The sequence below is a fragment of the Pseudomonas sp. TWR2-1-1 genome, assembly GCF_049897045.1.
Classification (GTDB): domain Bacteria; phylum Pseudomonadota; class Gammaproteobacteria; order Pseudomonadales; family Pseudomonadaceae; genus Aquipseudomonas; species Aquipseudomonas versuta.
The window spans coordinates 274,313-290,372 of record NZ_JAFCVM010000002.1 but is presented as its reverse complement, the minus strand read 5'-3'; the positions used below and the strand labels follow the sequence as shown (position 1 = coordinate 290,372).

Sequence of the window (16,060 nt, the reverse complement as noted above, 5' to 3'; positions counted from 1 at the left end):
CTTGGTTGTGAGCCAGCGTCGCGGCCACCCTCAAACGCCAGACCCTGGCACGCTTGCAGATGCTCGCCGTGAGTAGCGCCAAGGGGCATTACCAAGCGCCGTTCACCACGATATGCCTCGCCGCATTCACTCCAGCCCTGGCTCAGGTAAAAGGCCAGGGCGCCGGTGTTCAAAGGGCTGACTGAGAGCATCAACTGACGAATCTCGGGCCATAACTGAGACACGGCCCGGGGCAGTTCGCGCAGGCAGGCTTTACCCAGCCCCTGGCCTTGCATCCGTTTGTCCACCTGCAGTGCGTGCAAGGTGGCGCTGTCAGCTTCAGCCCAATGGGCCAGAAATGGTTGGCGCTTGAGCAGTAAAAAAGCCACTGGTCGCTCATCTGCCAACAGAACGAAGGCTTTTATCCCCGGGTCGGGCCTGGCGGGCAGCGAATGCAAGGCAGACTCGATGTTGCCCGAGAAGGCGATTTGTTCGGTATGAACTTCAAGCGCCTGCAATTGCTCGCGTTGGCCGGCGGTGAGGTTTTCATGGGCACAGAGTCGGGTGTTCATGCTGATGTTCTGTTGCAGCGTTATGGGGGCCACCGAACCCTTGGTTCAGTGGCCGTTTGAACAGCTCGCCAGTGTCTACCCATCTGCTGCCCAAATACAGAAATTATCCGGATATCAGTCTTGAGAACCGGCCTTTCGCCGTGGAAAGGGCAGCAACATGCCGACGGTTTTTTGATAGTGGCGGTATTTTTCTCCAAACAACTCCACCAGGTCTTTTTCTTCCAGATGCGTGCCAATCACGATGTAAAGCGTGCTGGTCAGGGCGAATACCAGGTGCCCGACAGTCATGTCGGGTGTGGCCCAGAAAGAAATCAAAAACCCCAGGTAAATCGGGTGGCGAACGACTTTATAGAGCAGAGGCGTTTTGAAGGTACAGTCCACGGCTTTTTGTTGGCGCAATGCCTCAAAGGCCTGCTTCACTCCGAATAGCTCAAAGTGACTGATCAGCACGGTGGCGAGAAACAGGATGCCCCATCCTAGCCAGAAAAGGCCGCTGAGCACTCCTCTGCCCACCGGCGACTTGACCTCCCAGACGATGATGTCGATCGGTTGCCACCACCAGCACATCAATGCCAGAACCACACTGGAAGCCAGTACATAGGTGGCACGTTCAATCGCTGGCGGGATGAAGTTTTGCCACCAGTTTTTGAAGCTTTTGCGGGCCATGCAGCTGTGTTGTATGGCAAACAGGCTGATTAACAAGACGTCGACGAGCAGTGCCCATGGCCAAGTGAGGCCCGGACCTGAGTCAATATTTTTGTGGACGCCGACATTGCCCAAAAAGCCTATGAAATACAGAAAAGTCAGCAGGAAAAACAGGTAGCTGAACAGGCTGTAGAGCAGGCAGACAATTTTTTTCGGGTGACTGAGCGGGCGGGATTTCAGTTCGGTTCTGGTTAGCATGAACGACTCCTTTCGAGCATGACAAAACAGGGCTTCATATTTTCCACTGCTACCTTAGTTCACGTCAGCGAAGTGGACCGCACCAGTGGTCGGTGCAAAAAAACGCTCCTCATCCCATGCGTAATGCGAGCAGTCAGTTGCGGGTCCAACCGGCCTTCAATGCCCGGGCTGCGACGCAAATCTGAAGGTAAAGACCGTGCCCTGTTGTTCACTCGAAACCACGTCGACTTGGCCGCCGTGGGACAAGGCAATCTGGCTGGCAATATACAGGCCCAGGCCAAGACCGGCCTGGGGCGTGTCGCTAGCGGGGCGGGAGTAGGGCTGGAACAGGTTGGGTATGACGTCTGCCGGGATGGGCGGGCCCTGGTTGGTGACGCTGAGGGTAAACACCCCGTTAATGCTCAGGGCATCGACTCGAACAGGGTCGGTGGCTGATCCATGGGTGATGGCATTGGCCAGCAGGTTGGAAAGCAGTTGTGCCAAACGGCCGCTGTCACATTCAATGTGCTCGAATGTTTCTATCGTCGAGTGAATTTGGCGGTGGGGGTGAACGCTTTGTACTTCCGAAATGACATGCCTTAACACCTGGTCGAGATCGGAACATTTGCGCAAGGTTAAAGGAATTCCGCTACCGAGCCGCCCCCGGGCGAAGTCCAGCACATCCTCAACCAGTTGAGAGGCGCGATTACCGCAGCTCAGAATATGTTGCACCAGGCCGTCGGTTTGCGGGTCGGGATGCTTACGCAGTATCCGCTCGGCGGCGGTGTTAATAGCGAATAACGGGTTGCGCAAATCATGGCCGATGACGGCAATGAACTGTTCGCGCAACTCTGCATTCTCGCGCTCCTTGATCAATTCGATTTCTGTGCGCTGCAAGTTTTCTTCGGCTTCAATTTGCAGCGAGAGCAGGCGCGCAAAGGACTCCATCGTAGATTGTATGGGGCTGTCTTTAAGACTTGCAGGTTCAGGGTCCAGCGCGCAGAGGGTGCCGAAAAAAGCACCGTCGGTGCGAAATACCGGAATCGTAATGTAACTCTCGAAACGATACATTTTTGGCGTGTGATGGCTTTGGTACAACGGATCTGTGCTGGCCTGGTCGATGACGATCGGCAGATGTGAGGTCATGGTTTCAAAGCACAAGGTGCTGACCAGGTCGAGCTCCCCGCCGGCCTGCAAGCCAAATCCCAGGTTGTCGAGCACCGCGCAGGCGGTCCAGGTTTGCTGGGTGACACGAGCAACGGCGGCAAAGCGCATGCCTGTCATCTCCGTGATGACTTGAAGTATCGCCGGCACGGCACTGATCCGGTCAATTGTCGCGATATCGGCAGCCGTGCTTCGCCCCATGGAAGATGCTCTCGCAGGAAAAAGCTGATTTTAGCCAGAACCATTGCGACCGGTACAAATTCATACTGTTTTTGTGTGGCGTACTTGCAGAGTAATAGCCAATAAAAAACCGCGCCGCTCATGATGAGGGGCGCGGTTTTTTAAACATGCAACTTAAGTATCTTGTTTGTCTTGCAGCACTTCAGCGGTTTTAGCATCCAGGTCTACATCCCACTTGATGCCCTTGCTGTCGCGCAATTCAACTTCATAAACCAGTTTGCCGTAGGAATGATCCAGTTCGGTGTCGACAATAGTTGCGCCCGGGTGTTTATCCAGCGCGGCCTGGTTCAACTTCTCAAACGAGCTGATCTCGCCCGACTTGAGCAGGCCAGGAATATGGTCAGGGCGGACATCAGCCTGGGCTATGCCGGCAGTCAGGATCAGGGCAGCAGCGGTGAGCATTGCGTTAAGTGTTTTCATGTTTAATCCCTTTTGGGTCAACTGTTTAAGTGGGATCAGATTAACCATGGCAACTTAACCCACCCTTAATTTTCGCCCTGTTCCTGAATGTCGAATCTTAGTAGCCGTTTTGCTCCAGTAGTTGATTGACGCTCTTTGCCGCCGGGCGCTGGTAGTACTTGAGCAGTTCGCTGGCACGGTTAGTGAAAATGCCGTCGACGCCGGCGTCCGTTGCCTTCTTGAAATCCACCGGCTCATCAAGGGTGTAGACATGTACCAGCAGGCCTTTGTCATGGGTGGCCTTGTTCATCCAGGGCTGTATCAGGTCGAAATAGCTCTGGGCGCCACCGTGGGTCAAGGCTGCTGACGGGCCAGTACCGATGGCGCCGTTGGCTTTGGCAACGTCCAGCCAGTGCAGGAACTCGTCTTTGTCCTTGGGCTGCAGTTTTGCGTAATACGCTGCTTTGTCCTTCTCGCCGGAGTCGGCAAAGCTGACGCCGGAACTGGCTGCCATGCCACCTTCGCCGATCCAGAGCAGCAGGATTTTTGGCGTGTCAGGCATCTCTTTTTGCAGTAATTCAAGGCTGTTTTTTTCAAAGGTTTGCAGTATCACGCGACCTTTGCCTTCGCCTGTTTGAGGTGCAACGTTGCCGGCAGTGGTTGTGACGGGTTTTAGCCATCCGCGTTCGGTCAGCTTGTTTTTCAGGTCACGCTCAATACCCGGAAACTGCTTGGGCTCTTTGGTCTCGATGTATAACCCGGGCTTGTGTTGCGGGTTGCCCTGGGCAATATCGATAATTTCGTCCAGCGTCAGGATTGGCAGCCCGACGAAGGAAGGGCGGGCACGCTGCGGGTAGGCCTGGTTGAACCAGCTCCCGGCATCCAGTGTTTTAAGTTCTGCCAGGGTGAAGGCGCTGGCCGGACTGTCTTTGCGCTCCGGGAATTTTTTCGCTACGTCCGTGGTGCGCAACAAGCTGTTGTCATGTAGGGCAAACAACACACCGTCTTTACTGCGCTGCAGATCCATCTCCAGGTAGTCGGCGCCCAGATCCCGGGCAAGCTTGTAGGACGCCGCAGTAGACTCCGGTGCGTCGAACGATGCCCCACGATGGGCGATGACTGCCGGATGAGGGATGCCATGAGCGCTGGCCACAGCTGCTTCGGGTGCGTTCGATGCGCTGGCGGCGTATGCGCCACCCATTCCTAGTAGCAAGCTCAGCAGCAGGGTGCTTTTGGCAAAAGTAACAGGCATTGTTGAGGTCCTTGGTATTAGAAAAGTTGTGCAGTACTCTTGGTTCTATCAGCGTCCCCGGCAGAGGGATGCGTGTTCAATCTTGCGTGTAAACCATCGATCCTTGAGCCTCCCGGGCTCGTCAGTGAGGTTTACCATGCGCATCACATCACAGTTAATCTGCCAGGCTGCCGATCTACTTAATGGTTTTGTTGGTTTCAATCGTAAGACAGAGCAGCATATTGTTCGCTTCAGCGAAGATTCTTTCGGAATGGATGTCGCCGACGACAACATCACGCCCACCAGTGAATTCGTCTGGCAGCCCGGCGCGCAAGACACCATGATCCTTAAACGCGAGCTGATTCAGTTATTAATGGATCAGAATATCGACGATCGCCTGAACATCACTGAGCCATTGCGTGTGTACATGCAGCGCCAGGATGTGCCGGAGATCATGGCCGTGCGCCGCTGCGTCAGTTAAGGCGTCTTGTGTACCAAGTGCTGGTGCATTTCCGAGGTCAGGTTTTCAATTCGCTCGGTTAATGTCTTGGTCATTTCGGTCAATCGGGTGTTTTGTTCCAGCAACTGCATAATCTGCTCATTGGTCTGGGCGGCAGCGGCTTGTCGCTCGGTGTTGGCCACGGCCAGTGCTTCACGGTGCCGGGCGTCGGCATCGGCCTGGGCTTTGTCCCGTGCAGCCTGGCGGGTTTGCGCGAGCAAAATCAAAGGCGCGGCGTAAGCCGCCTGCAGGCTGAAAGCCAGGTTCAGCAGAATGAACGGGTAAATATCAAAGTGGGTGACGCCAAACAGGTTCAGGCATATCCAAATCAACACGATCAATGTCTGGGCGCCGAGAAAGGTGGGCGTGCCGAAGAAGCGGGCAAAGGCTTCGGCTCTCAAGGCGAACTTGTCACTGCCGAAGGTGGGTTCCAGATGCGCATGGGCACGATGAAAGCGTAGGTGGTCGATTTTTTCTGGGGCGGGTGTTGTGTCGGTCTTGTCTGTGCTCACTGGGCTCTCTCTCATTTTACGGACCTTATGGTTTGCTCAAGACTGAATCCATAAGCGTGTCTGCGGCACCGATGCTGACCTTGTTACGGCCGGTGTTCTTGGCGATGTACAACGCTTTGTCGGCTTCGTTGAGCCACATGGAGGCGTCCTGATACTCCGGCCGGCAAGACGCCAGACCAATGCTCAAGTTAACGCACAACTGCGGTTCATCCGGGTGCTGATAATTACTGAATACCTGGCTCAGACGCTCCATTATTTCTTGTGCCTGCGCCAGTGAACGATCAGGAAGAATGACGCAAAACTCATCTCCGCCATAGCGCCCGGCCAAGTCTTCAGCACGCAGGTTGTCCTTGAGTTTGTTGCTTAGTTCACGCAACACGCTGTCGCCCACGATATGTCCATAGGTGTCATTGATGCGCTTGAAGTGATCGATATCTATCAACGCCAGAGTGGCGGTGGAATGTGTCTGCTTGCAGTGCTGGAAGCTCGCCTGCAGCAAGTCTTTCCAGGAACCGTGGTTGAGCAGGCCGGTCAGACTATCGGTGCGGCTCAGTGCTCGCAGCGTACGTTTGTGCTCGGCCAGTTTGATCGCCAGCTGATAACTGATCATGCCCACTGCGAACGGGTAGAGCGTCAACATGGGCAGGCAGGCATAGATCTGCATCGCAGTCGTATGCGGGTTGAAGGCGACGCCCAATAACAGCCAGGACAGCAGGACCCCGGTCAATTGTGCCAGCAGTCCGCGGACCAACATTTTTGGGCCGCCGACCGCCACATTATTCATCATCATCATCGACAGGATGGTCACTGCCGGCAGTGGGTTGAACTGCATGCTCGCGGCCCAGAAGCCTCCGAGCACAGAGTCAATCAGCATGTTGCGCCGCTCTGCCCCGAACGGGTAAATCGAACGTGAAGACAGTTGGAATGCCAGGTACGGCCAGATAAAGCCGTTGATCAGCAGCAGCCCCCATATCCAGACAGGCAGATTGAGTGGGTAGATACCTGCCATCACGCTGAAGCAGCCAATGGCGAGGCCAATGACTCGTGGCAAATAGATTCGCTGGGCGAACGACAAACCTTTGCCTTTTTGATTATCCATAGCTTTCTGCGCAAGATGTTTGGGGGCAGTGTGCAACTCTGCTGTGGACTGCACTGCCAGGATTTATTGTTTAACCCATAGATCTTTGTCAATTATCAAGCGGGCAACATTTGGATAACCACCCAAGCACAGGGTCCGCTCTGATCCATACTAGTTCTATAAACCTCTGCAGGTGTATCGATAAAGCTCGGGGCAGTGGTGCTATTTGCGAGTGTAGAGTGACATGCCGCCTTACATGGGCCGTAAAGCAAGCCTGATAATTATGGATTACTGAGGTTTTAAACGAATGACGCTAGACTCAGGCAGTGACGAGATGCTTAGACCCGCAGAGCGTCATCAAGGCGCATTTCGAAACCAGCAGGCAAGGCCGCCCTCCAGCCTGGGCAAGACGCTGGGCATTTTTTGGAAAATGCTTTTCAAACCCGCCAATACTCGTCCGGCAGGGGTGGTTCCGGTCAAGCCATTGAGCCGCCAGCAATTGGCGGACGCTCCGGACTTCAGTGTGTACCGTATTGGGCATTCAACACTGCTGCTAAAGCTCAAAGGAAAATTCTGGCTCACCGATCCGGTGTATGCCGAGCGAGCATCGCCGTTCCAATGGGCGGGCCCCAAGCGTTTTCATGCACCACCCATCAGCCTTGATGAGCTTCCGTCCCTGGAAGCAGTGATCCTGTCTCACAATCACTACGATCATCTTGATCAAAAGACGGTGTTGCAGCTGGCCGCCAAAACCAGGCACTTTCTGGCCCCGCTGGGTGTGGGTGACCTGCTGGTCAAGTGGGGAGTCCCCGCCAGTAAAGTTCAGCAACTCGACTGGTGGCAGGAAGCACAGCTGGCAGGCATTCGTTTTATAGCTACCCCATGCCAGCATTTCTCTGGTCGAGGGTTGTTTGATCACAACCAGACGCTCTGGGTGTCGTGGGTCATGATCATTGACGAGGTACGGATTTTCTTCAGTGGTGATTCCGGTTATTTCGACGGTTTCAAACTGATCGGCGAACAATTTGGCCCGTTTGATCTGACCCTGATGGAAACCGGGGCCTACAACGTCGACTGGCCTGACGTGCATATGCAACCCGAGCAGACCTTGCAGGCCCATATCGATCTGAAAGGTCGCTGGTTGTTGCCTGTTCACAATGGCACCTTCGATCTGGCATTTCATGCCTGGCATGAGCCTTTTGACCGCATCGTGGCGCTGGCAGAGCAACGTAATATTCTGATCACAACGCCATTAATGGGGGAGGCGTTCAATCTGTTGCAGCCTCACCCGGGACGTGCCTGGTGGCTCGACGTGCAAACCATGCAGGACGCCCCGGGCAACAAGGGCAAATGAGCTTATTCAAGCTGTGCGAAGTCTTCACGCCCGGTCGGATCAGGGGTTGTGCCGCGAATATTACCGCCGCGACCTGGTGCGAACCCCGGAAAGAACACCAGGCCTTCTGCTTCCAGGCAATAAGCCAGAGCCAGCCGAGTGACATCGCGAATCGGCTCTCCGGCTTCAAAACGCTGGATGGCGGGGACTGATACCCTGGATTTCTGACTCAGTTGCTCGAAACTCCAGTCGAGCATTTGCCGGGCCTGGGCGCAGTGCAGCGCGGTGAATTGATTGATGATGATGCGTTCAAACGTACTGCGCATGGCTGCATTGGGCATGGGGATTCTCCGGGGCTGAGTCAGTGCTTGAAAATATACTGTGTTTTTATACAGTTGTTTTTGAAGGCGATCAAACTCATTTTTCTGATCGGTTCCGGGGGCGGAAACCTCTGCCGAAAAGCCCCACTTCAGGCATTTTGCACTGCAGGTAACAGTCGAAAATTTCGATACGTGCCCGACAAATATTCTGCCCAATAAAAAGGGCCACCTCGCGGCAGCCCTTTTAAACAGCGTATGACTAAACCGGAATCAGTCCCAGCTCAGCGCGCCGCCAGTCTGGTACTCGATAACCCGTGTCTCGAAGAAGTTTTTCTCTTTCTTCAAGTCCATGATTTCGCTCATCCATGGGAATGGGTTGGTGGTGCCCGGGTATTCTTCTTTCAGGCCGATTTGCGACAGGCGGCGGTTGGCGATGAACTTGAGGTAGTCCTCCATCATGGCCGCGTTCATGCCCAGTACACCGCGTGGCATGGTGTCACGTGCGTATTCGATTTCCAGCTGAGTACCCTGCAGGATCATCTGCGTGGCCTCTTCCTTCATTTCAGCATCCCACAGGTGCGGGTTTTCGATTTTGATCTGGTTGATCACATCGATGCCGAAGTTAAGGTGCATGGATTCGTCGCGCAGGATGTACTGGAACTGCTCGGCGACACCGGTCATCTTGTTGCGGCGACCCATCGACAGGATCTGGGTGAAACCGCAGTAGAAGAAGATGCCTTCCAGAACGCAGTAGTAAGCGATCAGGTTGCGCAGCAGTTCCTTGTCGGTTTCTACCGTGCCGGTTTCGAACTTCGGATCGGAGATCGAACGGGTGTACTTCAGGCCCCAGGTAGCTTTTTTAGCGACCGACGGAATCTCGTGGTACATGTTGAAGATCTCGCCTTCATCCATGGCCAGAGATTCAATGCAGTACTGGTAGGCGTGGGTATGGATCGCTTCTTCGAAGGCCTGGCGCAGGATGTACTGGCGGCATTCCGGGTTGGTGATCAAGCGGTACACGGCCAGTACCAGGTTGTTGGCAACCAGGGAGTCGGCGGTGGAGAAGAAGCCCAGGTTGCGCATCACGATGCGACGCTCGTCGTCGGTCAGGCCTTCCGGGTTTTTCCAGAGGGCGATGTCGGCGGTCATGTTGACTTCTTGCGGCATCCAGTGGTTTGCACAACCGTCCAGATACTTCTGCCACGCCCAGTCGTACTTGAACGGTACAAGCTGGTTAAGGTCGGCACGGCAGTTGATCATCATCTTCTCGTCGACAGCAACGCGAGCGCTGGCGCCTTCGAGTTCGGCCAGGCCTTCCGCGATGTCGAGATCATCCAGGGCTGCCTTGGCGCGCTGGATTGCAGCGGAGTCGTTGGCAGTGACTGCACGGGCTTCCTGGGCCGCAACGCCGCCAGCAGCGTCAAGGCGGTCCATGTTGGCTTCGGTTGCGTGGCCGGCATTGGCGCCTTTAACAGCGACTTCGCCTTCCTCTTCTTTGTCGAATTCGTCCCAGCTCAGCATGACGTGTCGTCTCCTGCGTGAGGGCCTGTGCCCGTGTGGTAACACTGATTGTTTGGTTGTCACACGGCCATAGGCCACTTGGATCTAAGAAATGTTGCTGCAGTAGCGATGTACGCACGCAAAAACATGAATATATTCGGGGGCTGACCCGGCTGTCGCTGAGGGGATGCTGTCTGTTCGGCATCTCACCCTGGCCCGGAAGGCCGCAGCTGCGTGGTTTACAGTCCGCTCAAGGGTTATGGAGCACCCTTTGGAAGGGGGCAGTATACGGCTTTTGTACAGGGTATTTCAGCCAGTTTTTTTTCGGCCGATGCGACGAAATGCCCTAAATTTGGCCTGGAGTTAAGCATGGCCGTTACTGGGCGAGGGTTTGCTTGGCAGGAAGTTTTTCTGAGGCAAGCCGGGGGCCACGGATGTGGTGTGGCTTTAGTGACGCGAGGGGCGGCGGCGGGGCAGGCTAAGCCCGGTCGAAACCGGGCGGCAAGTCAGTGCGGTGTTAGCTCAGTCGATGGCCGTTGGTGCGATCGTAACCGTCCTCGGCGAAGGTGGCCGAGCGGGTGTTGTCATAACCGTCTTCAGCGAAGGTGGCCGAGCGGGTGTTGTCATAACCGTCTTCAGCGAAGGTGGCCGAGCGGGTGTTGTCATAACCGTCTTCAGCGAAAGTGGCCGAGCGGGTGTTGTCGTAACCGTCTTCAGCGAAGGTCGCCGAAGGGGTGTGGTCATAACCGTCAGCTGCAAAGGCGCTACCTGCAAGTACGGATATGCTGAGGGCCAATATTAAGGCGCGTTTCATGTAATTAATTCCTGGCGATATAGGCGCAGGCGGGCAACGCTTCAATATGAAAGTTTGAAAGTTGCAATAAAGTGCCGCGTTGAATCGCGTTAACAAATGATGTGATTAAGTAGCGGAACAAACGAAAGTTATGAATCAGCCGTTCGAGCAGCCGCTGCCCATTACCCGGTATTCAAGGGTGTGCTGGGCGCCGTGCGAGTCTTCGTAGACCATCTGGGCCGGCACCACTTCGCAGACACTGGGGATTTCGCTCATGGAAATCACCTTGGCAATATCCAGTTCGGAAGAGTAAGAATACTGTTCAACGGCGGGTTGCTGGTGTGCCGCGGCGGTACTTGTTTCATCCGCCATGGCGGTTAAACACACACTGCTGAGGGCCAGAACTAACAACGCTTTCATTTCGCAATTACCTGTTTATGGTCGAGAGGGGTCACACGGCCCTTGTGAGGCTGTGTGTGAAACTTAATGAGTTAAGAGCGACTAAACATGCCTTCGTGGGGGCTGTAACTTGTATCAATCGCAGTGCCTTGGTTGGCGAGGTCAATTTTAGGCCCCGGCCGGGCAGGCATAAAGAGGGGGTTTTGATAAAGACTGTTGACAGATTCTGCAACAATCGTCGAAAAAAGAGCCTGTATTGAGCGAGGCATTGACTGGCAAAGCGCTGTAAGTATTGTTCTTGAGCCTTCGGCAGAAAAACCATGGTTTTTCCGGGGATTTCTTACTACCAACGTCGAATGGATCTCAGGCCACGGCCCGGCTACAACAGGGTCATAAAACAACAACTACAAACATCGAGGTATGAAACATGAGTGCCGCTTCCCTGTATCCCGTGCGCCCTGAAGTAGCAGCCAATACGCTGACCGATGAGGCGACCTACAAGGCGATGTACCAGCAGTCCGTCGTCAACCCCGATGGCTTCTGGCGCGAGCAAGCTCAGCGTCTCGACTGGATCAAGCCGTTTACCAGCGTCAAGCAAACCTCATTCGACGATCACCATGTCGATATCAAATGGTTTGCGGACGGCACTCTTAACGTTTCATACAACTGTCTGGATCGCCACCTTGCCGAGCGCGGCGATCAGGTTGCGATCATCTGGGAGGGCGATGACCCTTCCGAGCAGCGCAACATTACCTATCGCGAACTGCACGAAGAAGTGTGCAAGCTTGCCAACGCCTTGCGCGGTCAGGACGTTCACCGTGGCGACGTAGTGACTATCTATATGCCGATGGTGCCCGAAGCCGTGGTCGCCATGCTGGCGTGCACCCGGATCGGGGCAATTCACTCGGTAGTGTTCGGCGGCTTCTCGCCCGAGGCACTGGCGGGACGCATCATCGACTGCAAATCCAAGGTGGTGATCACTGCCGACGAAGGTGTGCGCGGCGGCAAGCGTACAGCGCTCAAGGCCAATGTCGATGTGGCACTGACCAACCCTGATACTTCAAGCGTGCAGAAGATCATCGTGTTCAAGCGCACCGGTGGCGATATTGCCTGGTACAAGCACCGTGACATTTGGTACCACGACCTGATGGCCGTGGCCTCCACGCACTGTGCGCCAAAAGAAATGGGCGCCGAAGAAGCGTTGTTCATCCTTTATACCTCCGGCTCCACCGGCAAGCCCAAAGGTGTGCAGCACACCACGGGTGGCTATCTGCTGTATGCCGCGCTGACCCATGAGCGCGTTTTCGACTATCGCCCCGGCGAAGTGTTCTGGTGCACGGCGGACGTTGGCTGGGTTACCGGTCACACCTATATCGTCTACGGGCCGTTGGCCAATGGGGCCACCACGCTGCTGTTCGAAGGTGTACCGAACTATCCGGACATCACTCGGGTGTCGAAAATCGTCGACAAGCACAAGGTCAACATCCTCTACACCGCGCCAACGGCCATTCGCGCCATGATGGCCGAAGGTCAGGCCGCCGTTAAGGATGCCGACGGTTCAAGCCTGCGTCTGCTGGGTTCGGTGGGGGAGCCGATCAATCCGGAGGCCTGGAACTGGTACTACACCACTGTGGGCAAAGAGCGCTGCCCTATCGTCGATACCTGGTGGCAGACCGAAACCGGGGCTTGCATGATGAGCCCGCTGCCGGGGGCTCACGCACTCAAACCGGGGTCTGCGGCGCGCCCATTCTTTGGCGTGGTGCCTGGCCTGGTAGATAACCTGGGCAACCTGATTGAGGGGGCAGCCGAGGGCAACCTGGTGATCCTGGACTCGTGGCCGGGCCAGGCGCGTACCTTGTATGGTGATCACGACCGCTTTGTCGATACTTACTTCAAGACCTTCCGTGGCATGTATTTCACTGGCGACGGTGCCCGTCGCGACGAAGACGGGTACTACTGGATCACCGGTCGCGTGGATGACGTGCTTAACGTGTCAGGCCATCGCATGGGGACCGCCGAGATCGAAAGCGCGATGGTGGCTCACCCTAAAGTTGCCGAGGCAGCTGTTGTCGGCGTGCCCCATGACATCAAGGGGCAGGGCATTTATGTCTATGTCACCCTTAATGGCGGTGAGGAGCCAAGTGAGGCGCTGCGTCTTGAACTGAAAAACTGGGTACGTAAAGAGATCGGCCCGATTGCCTCGCCGGATGTCATCCAGTGGGCACCGGGCTTGCCTAAAACCCGCTCCGGCAAAATCATGCGCCGTATCCTGCGCAAGATTGCGACCGGCGAATATGACGGTCTGGGCGATATTTCCACCCTGGCCGACCCGGGTGTGGTGCAGCATTTGATCGAAACCCACAAGAGCATGAAGGTCGCATAATCCTACTTCGCCTCACAGAACCCCGCCCGGCATTGCCTGGCGGGGTTTTTATTTGGCAGCTAGAGAGGGGCATAAACCTGGGGCAGTGTTACCGCAGATGTAACCACGCGCACGAAAACGGGGCCTTGTGACACCAAAAGCACCGTTTTAGAGCTGTTTTTACCGGGTTGAAAAATAAGATGAAACGCTACACTTGCCGGAATAGAAGGCTTTGCGAATAATAGGCCCGCTATTTGCAACTCACATAGGTTCTATGTCTTTTGCTCTTGCATGAATTTGAAGAGCTGTCAATGACTGGAGTCGCTTTTCTCGGTGCATCTGTAATTTGTTGTCGCATTGGAGAAATAACGGCTTGAAGCCTGTCGTTAGAATGCCGATCACTCGCTCGTCGTCGTTGTGCTGATCCCAGCATAACGCCAGTAGGACGTGGCGCCGCATTCCCGGTTTAACCTCCGCATCTTGGGCTAACGCTCATTCTGCATTTATTGCCCTTTACCGATGGAGTCCTAAGATGAAGAAACTCGTGCTTCTTGGCGCCCTGGCACTGTCCGTGCTGTCCCTGCAGGCTTTCGCTGATCAAAAACCGCTGAAAATCGGTATTGAAGCCGCTTATCCTCCGTTTGCCTCCAAGGCGCCGGACGGCAGCATCGTAGGTTTTGACTATGACATCGGTAATGCTCTGTGCGAGCAGATGCAGGTCAAATGTGTGTGGGTCGAGCAAGAATTCGACGGCCTGATTCCGGCACTTAAAGTGCGCAAGATCGATGCCATCCTGTCCTCGATGTCGATTACCGAAGACCGCCAAAAGTCTGTCGACTTCACCAACAAGTACTACCTCACTCCGGCGCGTCTGGTGATGAAGGACGGCGCTGTGGTCAGCGACAGTCTTGACGAGCTCAAGGGCAAGAAAATCGGCGTGCAGCGCGGTTCGATTCACGACCGTTTCGCCAAGGAAGTGTTCGCACCCAAAGGCGCAACCATCGTGCCTTACAGCTCGCAAAACGAAATCTACCTTGACGTTGAAGCCGGTCGCCTTGATGGCACCGTTGCCGACGCCACGCTGCTCAATGACGGTTTCCTGAAAACCCCGGCTGGCAAAGGCTATGCCTTCGTCGGTCCGCAATTCACCGACGTCAAATACTTTGGTGACGGCGTGGGTATCGCGGTGCGCAAGGGCGACAAAGAGCTGAAAGACAAAATCAACACCGCGATCACGGCTATTCGTGACAACGGTAAATACAAGCAAATCCAGGACAAATACTTCGACTTCGATATTTACGGCCCAGAAGCCAAGTAAACCGTCGCAGCGGTAAGTCCGAAATGGCGCAAGCAACAGGATCTCTGAAGTTTGCGCCATTTTTTCATCCTAATTTTCGAGGACCTGAATCATGTTGAAAGGCTACGGGGCTGTCATCCTCGATGGCGCTTGGCTGACGCTTCAGCTCGCCTTGTCGTCCATGGCCCTGGCCATTGTTCTAGGTCTGATCGGTGTTTCCTTGCGCCTGTCGCCGGTGCGCTGGCTGGCCTGGTTGGGCGATTTGTATTCGACGGTTATCCGCGGGATACCCGATCTGGTGTTGATCCTGCTGATTTTTTATGGCGGTCAGAATTTGCTGAACAACGTTGCGCCGATGCTGGGTCATGACGATTACATTGACTTGAACCCATTGGCTGCGGGTATTGGCACCCTGGGCTTCATCTTTGGTGCGTACCTGTCCGAGACCTTTCGCGGTGCCTTTATGGCCATCCCCAAAGGTCAGGCCGAAGCGGGCATGGCGTATGGCATGAGCAGTTTTCAGGTGTTTTTCCGGGTATTGGTGCCGCAGATGATCCGCCTGGCGATTCCGGGCTTCACCAATAACTGGCTGGTACTGACCAAGGCGACTGCCCTGATTTCGGTGGTCGGCTTGCAAGACATGATGTTCAAGGCCAAGCAGGCGGCGGATGCCACCCGCGAACCCTTTACTTTCTTTTTGGCCGTGGCCGCGATGTACCTGGTGCTGACCAGTGTTTCGCTGCTGGCGTTGCGACAACTTGAGAAGCGCTACTCGGTAGGCGTAAGGGCGGCTGATCTATGATCTTCGACTACAACGTCATTTGGGACAGCATGCCGCTGTACCTGAGCGGGCTGCTTGAAACCCTGAAGCTGCTGGGTATCTCGCTGTTTTTCGGTTTGCTGGTGGCCATACCGCTGGGGTTGATGCGGGTCTCCAAGAGTTCCTGGGTCAACTTCCCGGCCTGGCTGTACACCTATGTGATTCGCGGCACGCCGATGCTGGTTCAGCTGTTTTTGATCTACTACGGCCTGGCTCAGTTCGAATCAGTGCGTGACAGCTTCCTGTGGCCGCTGCTGTCCAGTGCGACCTTCTGTGCGTGTCTGGCGTTTGCCATCAACACCAGCGCCTACACCGCTGAAATCATTGCCGGTAGCCTCAAGGCCACACCCAATGGCGAGATCGAAGCGGCCAAGGCCATGGGCATGTCGCGCTACAAAATGTATCGCCGTATCCTGCTGCCGTCGGCCATGCGCCGGGCGCTGCCGCAGTACAGCAACGAAGTGATCATGATGTTGCAGACCACCAGTCTGGCCTCCATCGTGACCCTGATCGACATCACGGGGGCCGCACGGACCGTCAACGCGCAGTACTACCTGCCGTTTGAGGCCTATATCACCGCCGGTGTGTTCTACCTGTGCCTGACGTTCATTCTGGTGCGCCTGTTCAAACTGGCCGAGCGCCGCTGGCTGGGCTACATGGCCCCGCGCAAGGCCTGACCC

The 16,060-nt window shown here is 55.4% G+C and carries 16 protein-coding genes and 1 pseudogene; 6 read left to right on the top strand and 11 right to left on the bottom strand.

The genetic code is table 11. The features are described 5' to 3' along the window. Positions 1-86: 86 nt before the first annotated feature. The 5 genes and pseudogenes from ACP7BO_RS06270 to ACP7BO_RS06250 all read right to left on the bottom strand — a co-directional run. A pseudogene (locus ACP7BO_RS06270) lies at positions 87-551 on the bottom strand (GNAT family N-acetyltransferase); the annotation flags it as partial. Positions 552-665: 114 nt separating this feature from the next. Further along, on the bottom strand, positions 666-1,454 hold the full coding sequence (gene mddA, locus ACP7BO_RS06265; protein ID WP_397454535.1) for a methanethiol S-methyltransferase: 789 nt from the start codon (positions 1,452-1,454) through the stop codon (positions 666-668). A 156-nt stretch (positions 1,455-1,610) separates the two neighbouring features. Beyond that, a complete protein-coding gene (locus tag ACP7BO_RS06260; protein WP_426209154.1) occupies positions 1,611-2,798 on the bottom strand; it encodes a GAF domain-containing sensor histidine kinase in 1,188 nt (395 codons plus the stop codon). Between the two features lie 153 nt (positions 2,799-2,951). After that, positions 2,952-3,257 (bottom strand): PepSY domain-containing protein, encoded by a 306-nt coding sequence (locus ACP7BO_RS06255; protein WP_397454533.1) that lies wholly within the window; start codon positions 3,255-3,257, stop codon positions 2,952-2,954. Between the two features lie 97 nt (positions 3,258-3,354). Further along, the gene (locus ACP7BO_RS06250) at positions 3,355-4,488 is read right to left on the bottom strand and encodes a glycerophosphodiester phosphodiesterase (RefSeq protein WP_397454532.1); all 1,134 of its coding nucleotides are present in this window, start codon (positions 4,486-4,488) and stop codon (positions 3,355-3,357) included. A 136-nt stretch (positions 4,489-4,624) separates the two neighbouring features. On the opposite strand from ACP7BO_RS06250, the gene ACP7BO_RS06245 reads away from it, so the two are divergent. Further along, on the top strand, positions 4,625-4,948 hold the full coding sequence (locus ACP7BO_RS06245; protein ID WP_397454531.1) for a DUF2025 family protein: 324 nt from the start codon (positions 4,625-4,627) through the stop codon (positions 4,946-4,948). On the opposite strand, the gene ACP7BO_RS06240 is transcribed toward ACP7BO_RS06245, so the two are convergent. Both ACP7BO_RS06240 and ACP7BO_RS06235 read right to left on the bottom strand, forming a co-directional pair. Next, complete coding sequence (locus tag ACP7BO_RS06240) at positions 4,945-5,493, bottom strand: DUF1003 domain-containing protein (protein ID WP_426209152.1); 549 nt, start codon at positions 5,491-5,493, stop codon at positions 4,945-4,947. The genes ACP7BO_RS06245 and ACP7BO_RS06240 overlap by 4 nt on opposite strands. Positions 5,494-5,503: 10 nt before the next feature. After that, the gene (locus ACP7BO_RS06235; RefSeq protein ID WP_426209150.1) at positions 5,504-6,577 is read right to left on the bottom strand and encodes a diguanylate cyclase; all 1,074 of its coding nucleotides are present in this window, start codon (positions 6,575-6,577) and stop codon (positions 5,504-5,506) included. A gap of 286 nt (positions 6,578-6,863) precedes the next feature. Here ACP7BO_RS06235 and ACP7BO_RS06230 point away from each other — a divergent pair, with 286 nt between their 5' ends. Next, on the top strand, positions 6,864-7,910 hold the full coding sequence (locus ACP7BO_RS06230; RefSeq protein ID WP_426209148.1) for an MBL fold metallo-hydrolase: 1,047 nt from the start codon (positions 6,864-6,866) through the stop codon (positions 7,908-7,910). Positions 7,911-7,912: 2 nt separating this feature from the next. On the opposite strand, the gene ACP7BO_RS06225 is transcribed toward ACP7BO_RS06230, so the two are convergent. The 4 genes from ACP7BO_RS06225 to ACP7BO_RS06210 all read right to left on the bottom strand — a co-directional run bounded on the left by ACP7BO_RS06225 (position 7,913) and on the right by ACP7BO_RS06210 (position 10,922). Continuing rightward, the gene (locus ACP7BO_RS06225; RefSeq protein WP_060694524.1) at positions 7,913-8,230 is read right to left on the bottom strand and encodes an XRE family transcriptional regulator; all 318 of its coding nucleotides are present in this window, start codon (positions 8,228-8,230) and stop codon (positions 7,913-7,915) included. A gap of 249 nt (positions 8,231-8,479) precedes the next feature. Next, entirely contained in the window at positions 8,480-9,730 is a 1,251-nt protein-coding gene (locus tag ACP7BO_RS06220) for a ribonucleotide-diphosphate reductase subunit beta (protein WP_060694522.1), read from the bottom strand. A 496-nt stretch (positions 9,731-10,226) separates the two neighbouring features. Next, positions 10,227-10,523 carry a hypothetical protein gene (locus ACP7BO_RS06215; protein ID WP_426209145.1) on the bottom strand — a complete coding sequence of 99 codons (297 nt, stop codon included), beginning with the start codon at positions 10,521-10,523 and terminating at the stop codon, positions 10,227-10,229. Between the two features lie 135 nt (positions 10,524-10,658). Further along, complete coding sequence (locus ACP7BO_RS06210) at positions 10,659-10,922, bottom strand: DUF2790 domain-containing protein (RefSeq protein ID WP_060694518.1); 264 nt, start codon at positions 10,920-10,922, stop codon at positions 10,659-10,661. Between the two features lie 406 nt (positions 10,923-11,328). Here ACP7BO_RS06210 and acs point away from each other — a divergent pair, with 406 nt between their 5' ends. From acs to ACP7BO_RS06190, 4 genes are all read left to right on the top strand, one after another. Next, complete coding sequence (acs, locus tag ACP7BO_RS06205; protein WP_426209143.1) at positions 11,329-13,284, top strand: acetate--CoA ligase; 1,956 nt, start codon at positions 11,329-11,331, stop codon at positions 13,282-13,284. A 511-nt stretch (positions 13,285-13,795) separates the two neighbouring features. Then, positions 13,796-14,581: an ABC transporter substrate-binding protein gene (locus tag ACP7BO_RS06200; RefSeq protein WP_397454528.1), complete on the top strand. Its 786-nt coding sequence runs from the start codon at positions 13,796-13,798 to the stop codon at positions 14,579-14,581. Between the two features lie 91 nt (positions 14,582-14,672). Continuing rightward, positions 14,673-15,362 carry an ABC transporter permease gene (locus tag ACP7BO_RS06195; protein WP_060694509.1) on the top strand — a complete coding sequence of 230 codons (690 nt, stop codon included), beginning with the start codon at positions 14,673-14,675 and terminating at the stop codon, positions 15,360-15,362. Continuing rightward, a complete protein-coding gene (locus tag ACP7BO_RS06190) occupies positions 15,359-16,057 on the top strand; it encodes an ABC transporter permease (RefSeq protein WP_060694506.1) in 699 nt (232 codons plus the stop codon). The genes ACP7BO_RS06195 and ACP7BO_RS06190 overlap by 4 nt, the downstream gene beginning before the upstream one ends. Positions 16,058-16,060 lie beyond the last annotated feature (3 nt).

Coding starts and splice junctions, on each gene's coding strand:
- mddA (WP_397454535.1), bottom strand. CDS start 1,454: ATGCTAACCAGAACCGAACTGAAATCCCGCCCGCTCAGTCACCCGAAA.
- ACP7BO_RS06260 (WP_426209154.1), bottom strand. CDS start 2,798: ATGGGGCGAAGCACGGCTGCCGATATCGCGACAATTGACCGGATCAGT.
- ACP7BO_RS06255 (WP_397454533.1), bottom strand. CDS start 3,257: ATGAAAACACTTAACGCAATGCTCACCGCTGCTGCCCTGATCCTGACT.
- ACP7BO_RS06250 (WP_397454532.1), bottom strand. CDS start 4,488: ATGCCTGTTACTTTTGCCAAAAGCACCCTGCTGCTGAGCTTGCTACTA.
- ACP7BO_RS06245 (WP_397454531.1), top strand. CDS start 4,625: ATGCGCATCACATCACAGTTAATCTGCCAGGCTGCCGATCTACTTAAT.
- ACP7BO_RS06240 (WP_426209152.1), bottom strand. CDS start 5,493: ATGAGAGAGAGCCCAGTGAGCACAGACAAGACCGACACAACACCCGCC.
- ACP7BO_RS06235 (WP_426209150.1), bottom strand. CDS start 6,577: ATGGATAATCAAAAAGGCAAAGGTTTGTCGTTCGCCCAGCGAATCTAT.
- ACP7BO_RS06230 (WP_426209148.1), top strand. CDS start 6,864: ATGACGCTAGACTCAGGCAGTGACGAGATGCTTAGACCCGCAGAGCGT.
- ACP7BO_RS06225 (WP_060694524.1), bottom strand. CDS start 8,230: ATGCCCAATGCAGCCATGCGCAGTACGTTTGAACGCATCATCATCAAT.
- ACP7BO_RS06220 (WP_060694522.1), bottom strand. CDS start 9,730: ATGCTGAGCTGGGACGAATTCGACAAAGAAGAGGAAGGCGAAGTCGCT.
- ACP7BO_RS06215 (WP_426209145.1), bottom strand. CDS start 10,523: ATGAAACGCGCCTTAATATTGGCCCTCAGCATATCCGTACTTGCAGGT.
- ACP7BO_RS06210 (WP_060694518.1), bottom strand. CDS start 10,922: ATGAAAGCGTTGTTAGTTCTGGCCCTCAGCAGTGTGTGTTTAACCGCC.
- acs (WP_426209143.1), top strand. CDS start 11,329: ATGAGTGCCGCTTCCCTGTATCCCGTGCGCCCTGAAGTAGCAGCCAAT.
- ACP7BO_RS06200 (WP_397454528.1), top strand. CDS start 13,796: ATGAAGAAACTCGTGCTTCTTGGCGCCCTGGCACTGTCCGTGCTGTCC.
- ACP7BO_RS06195 (WP_060694509.1), top strand. CDS start 14,673: ATGTTGAAAGGCTACGGGGCTGTCATCCTCGATGGCGCTTGGCTGACG.
- ACP7BO_RS06190 (WP_060694506.1), top strand. CDS start 15,359: ATGATCTTCGACTACAACGTCATTTGGGACAGCATGCCGCTGTACCTG.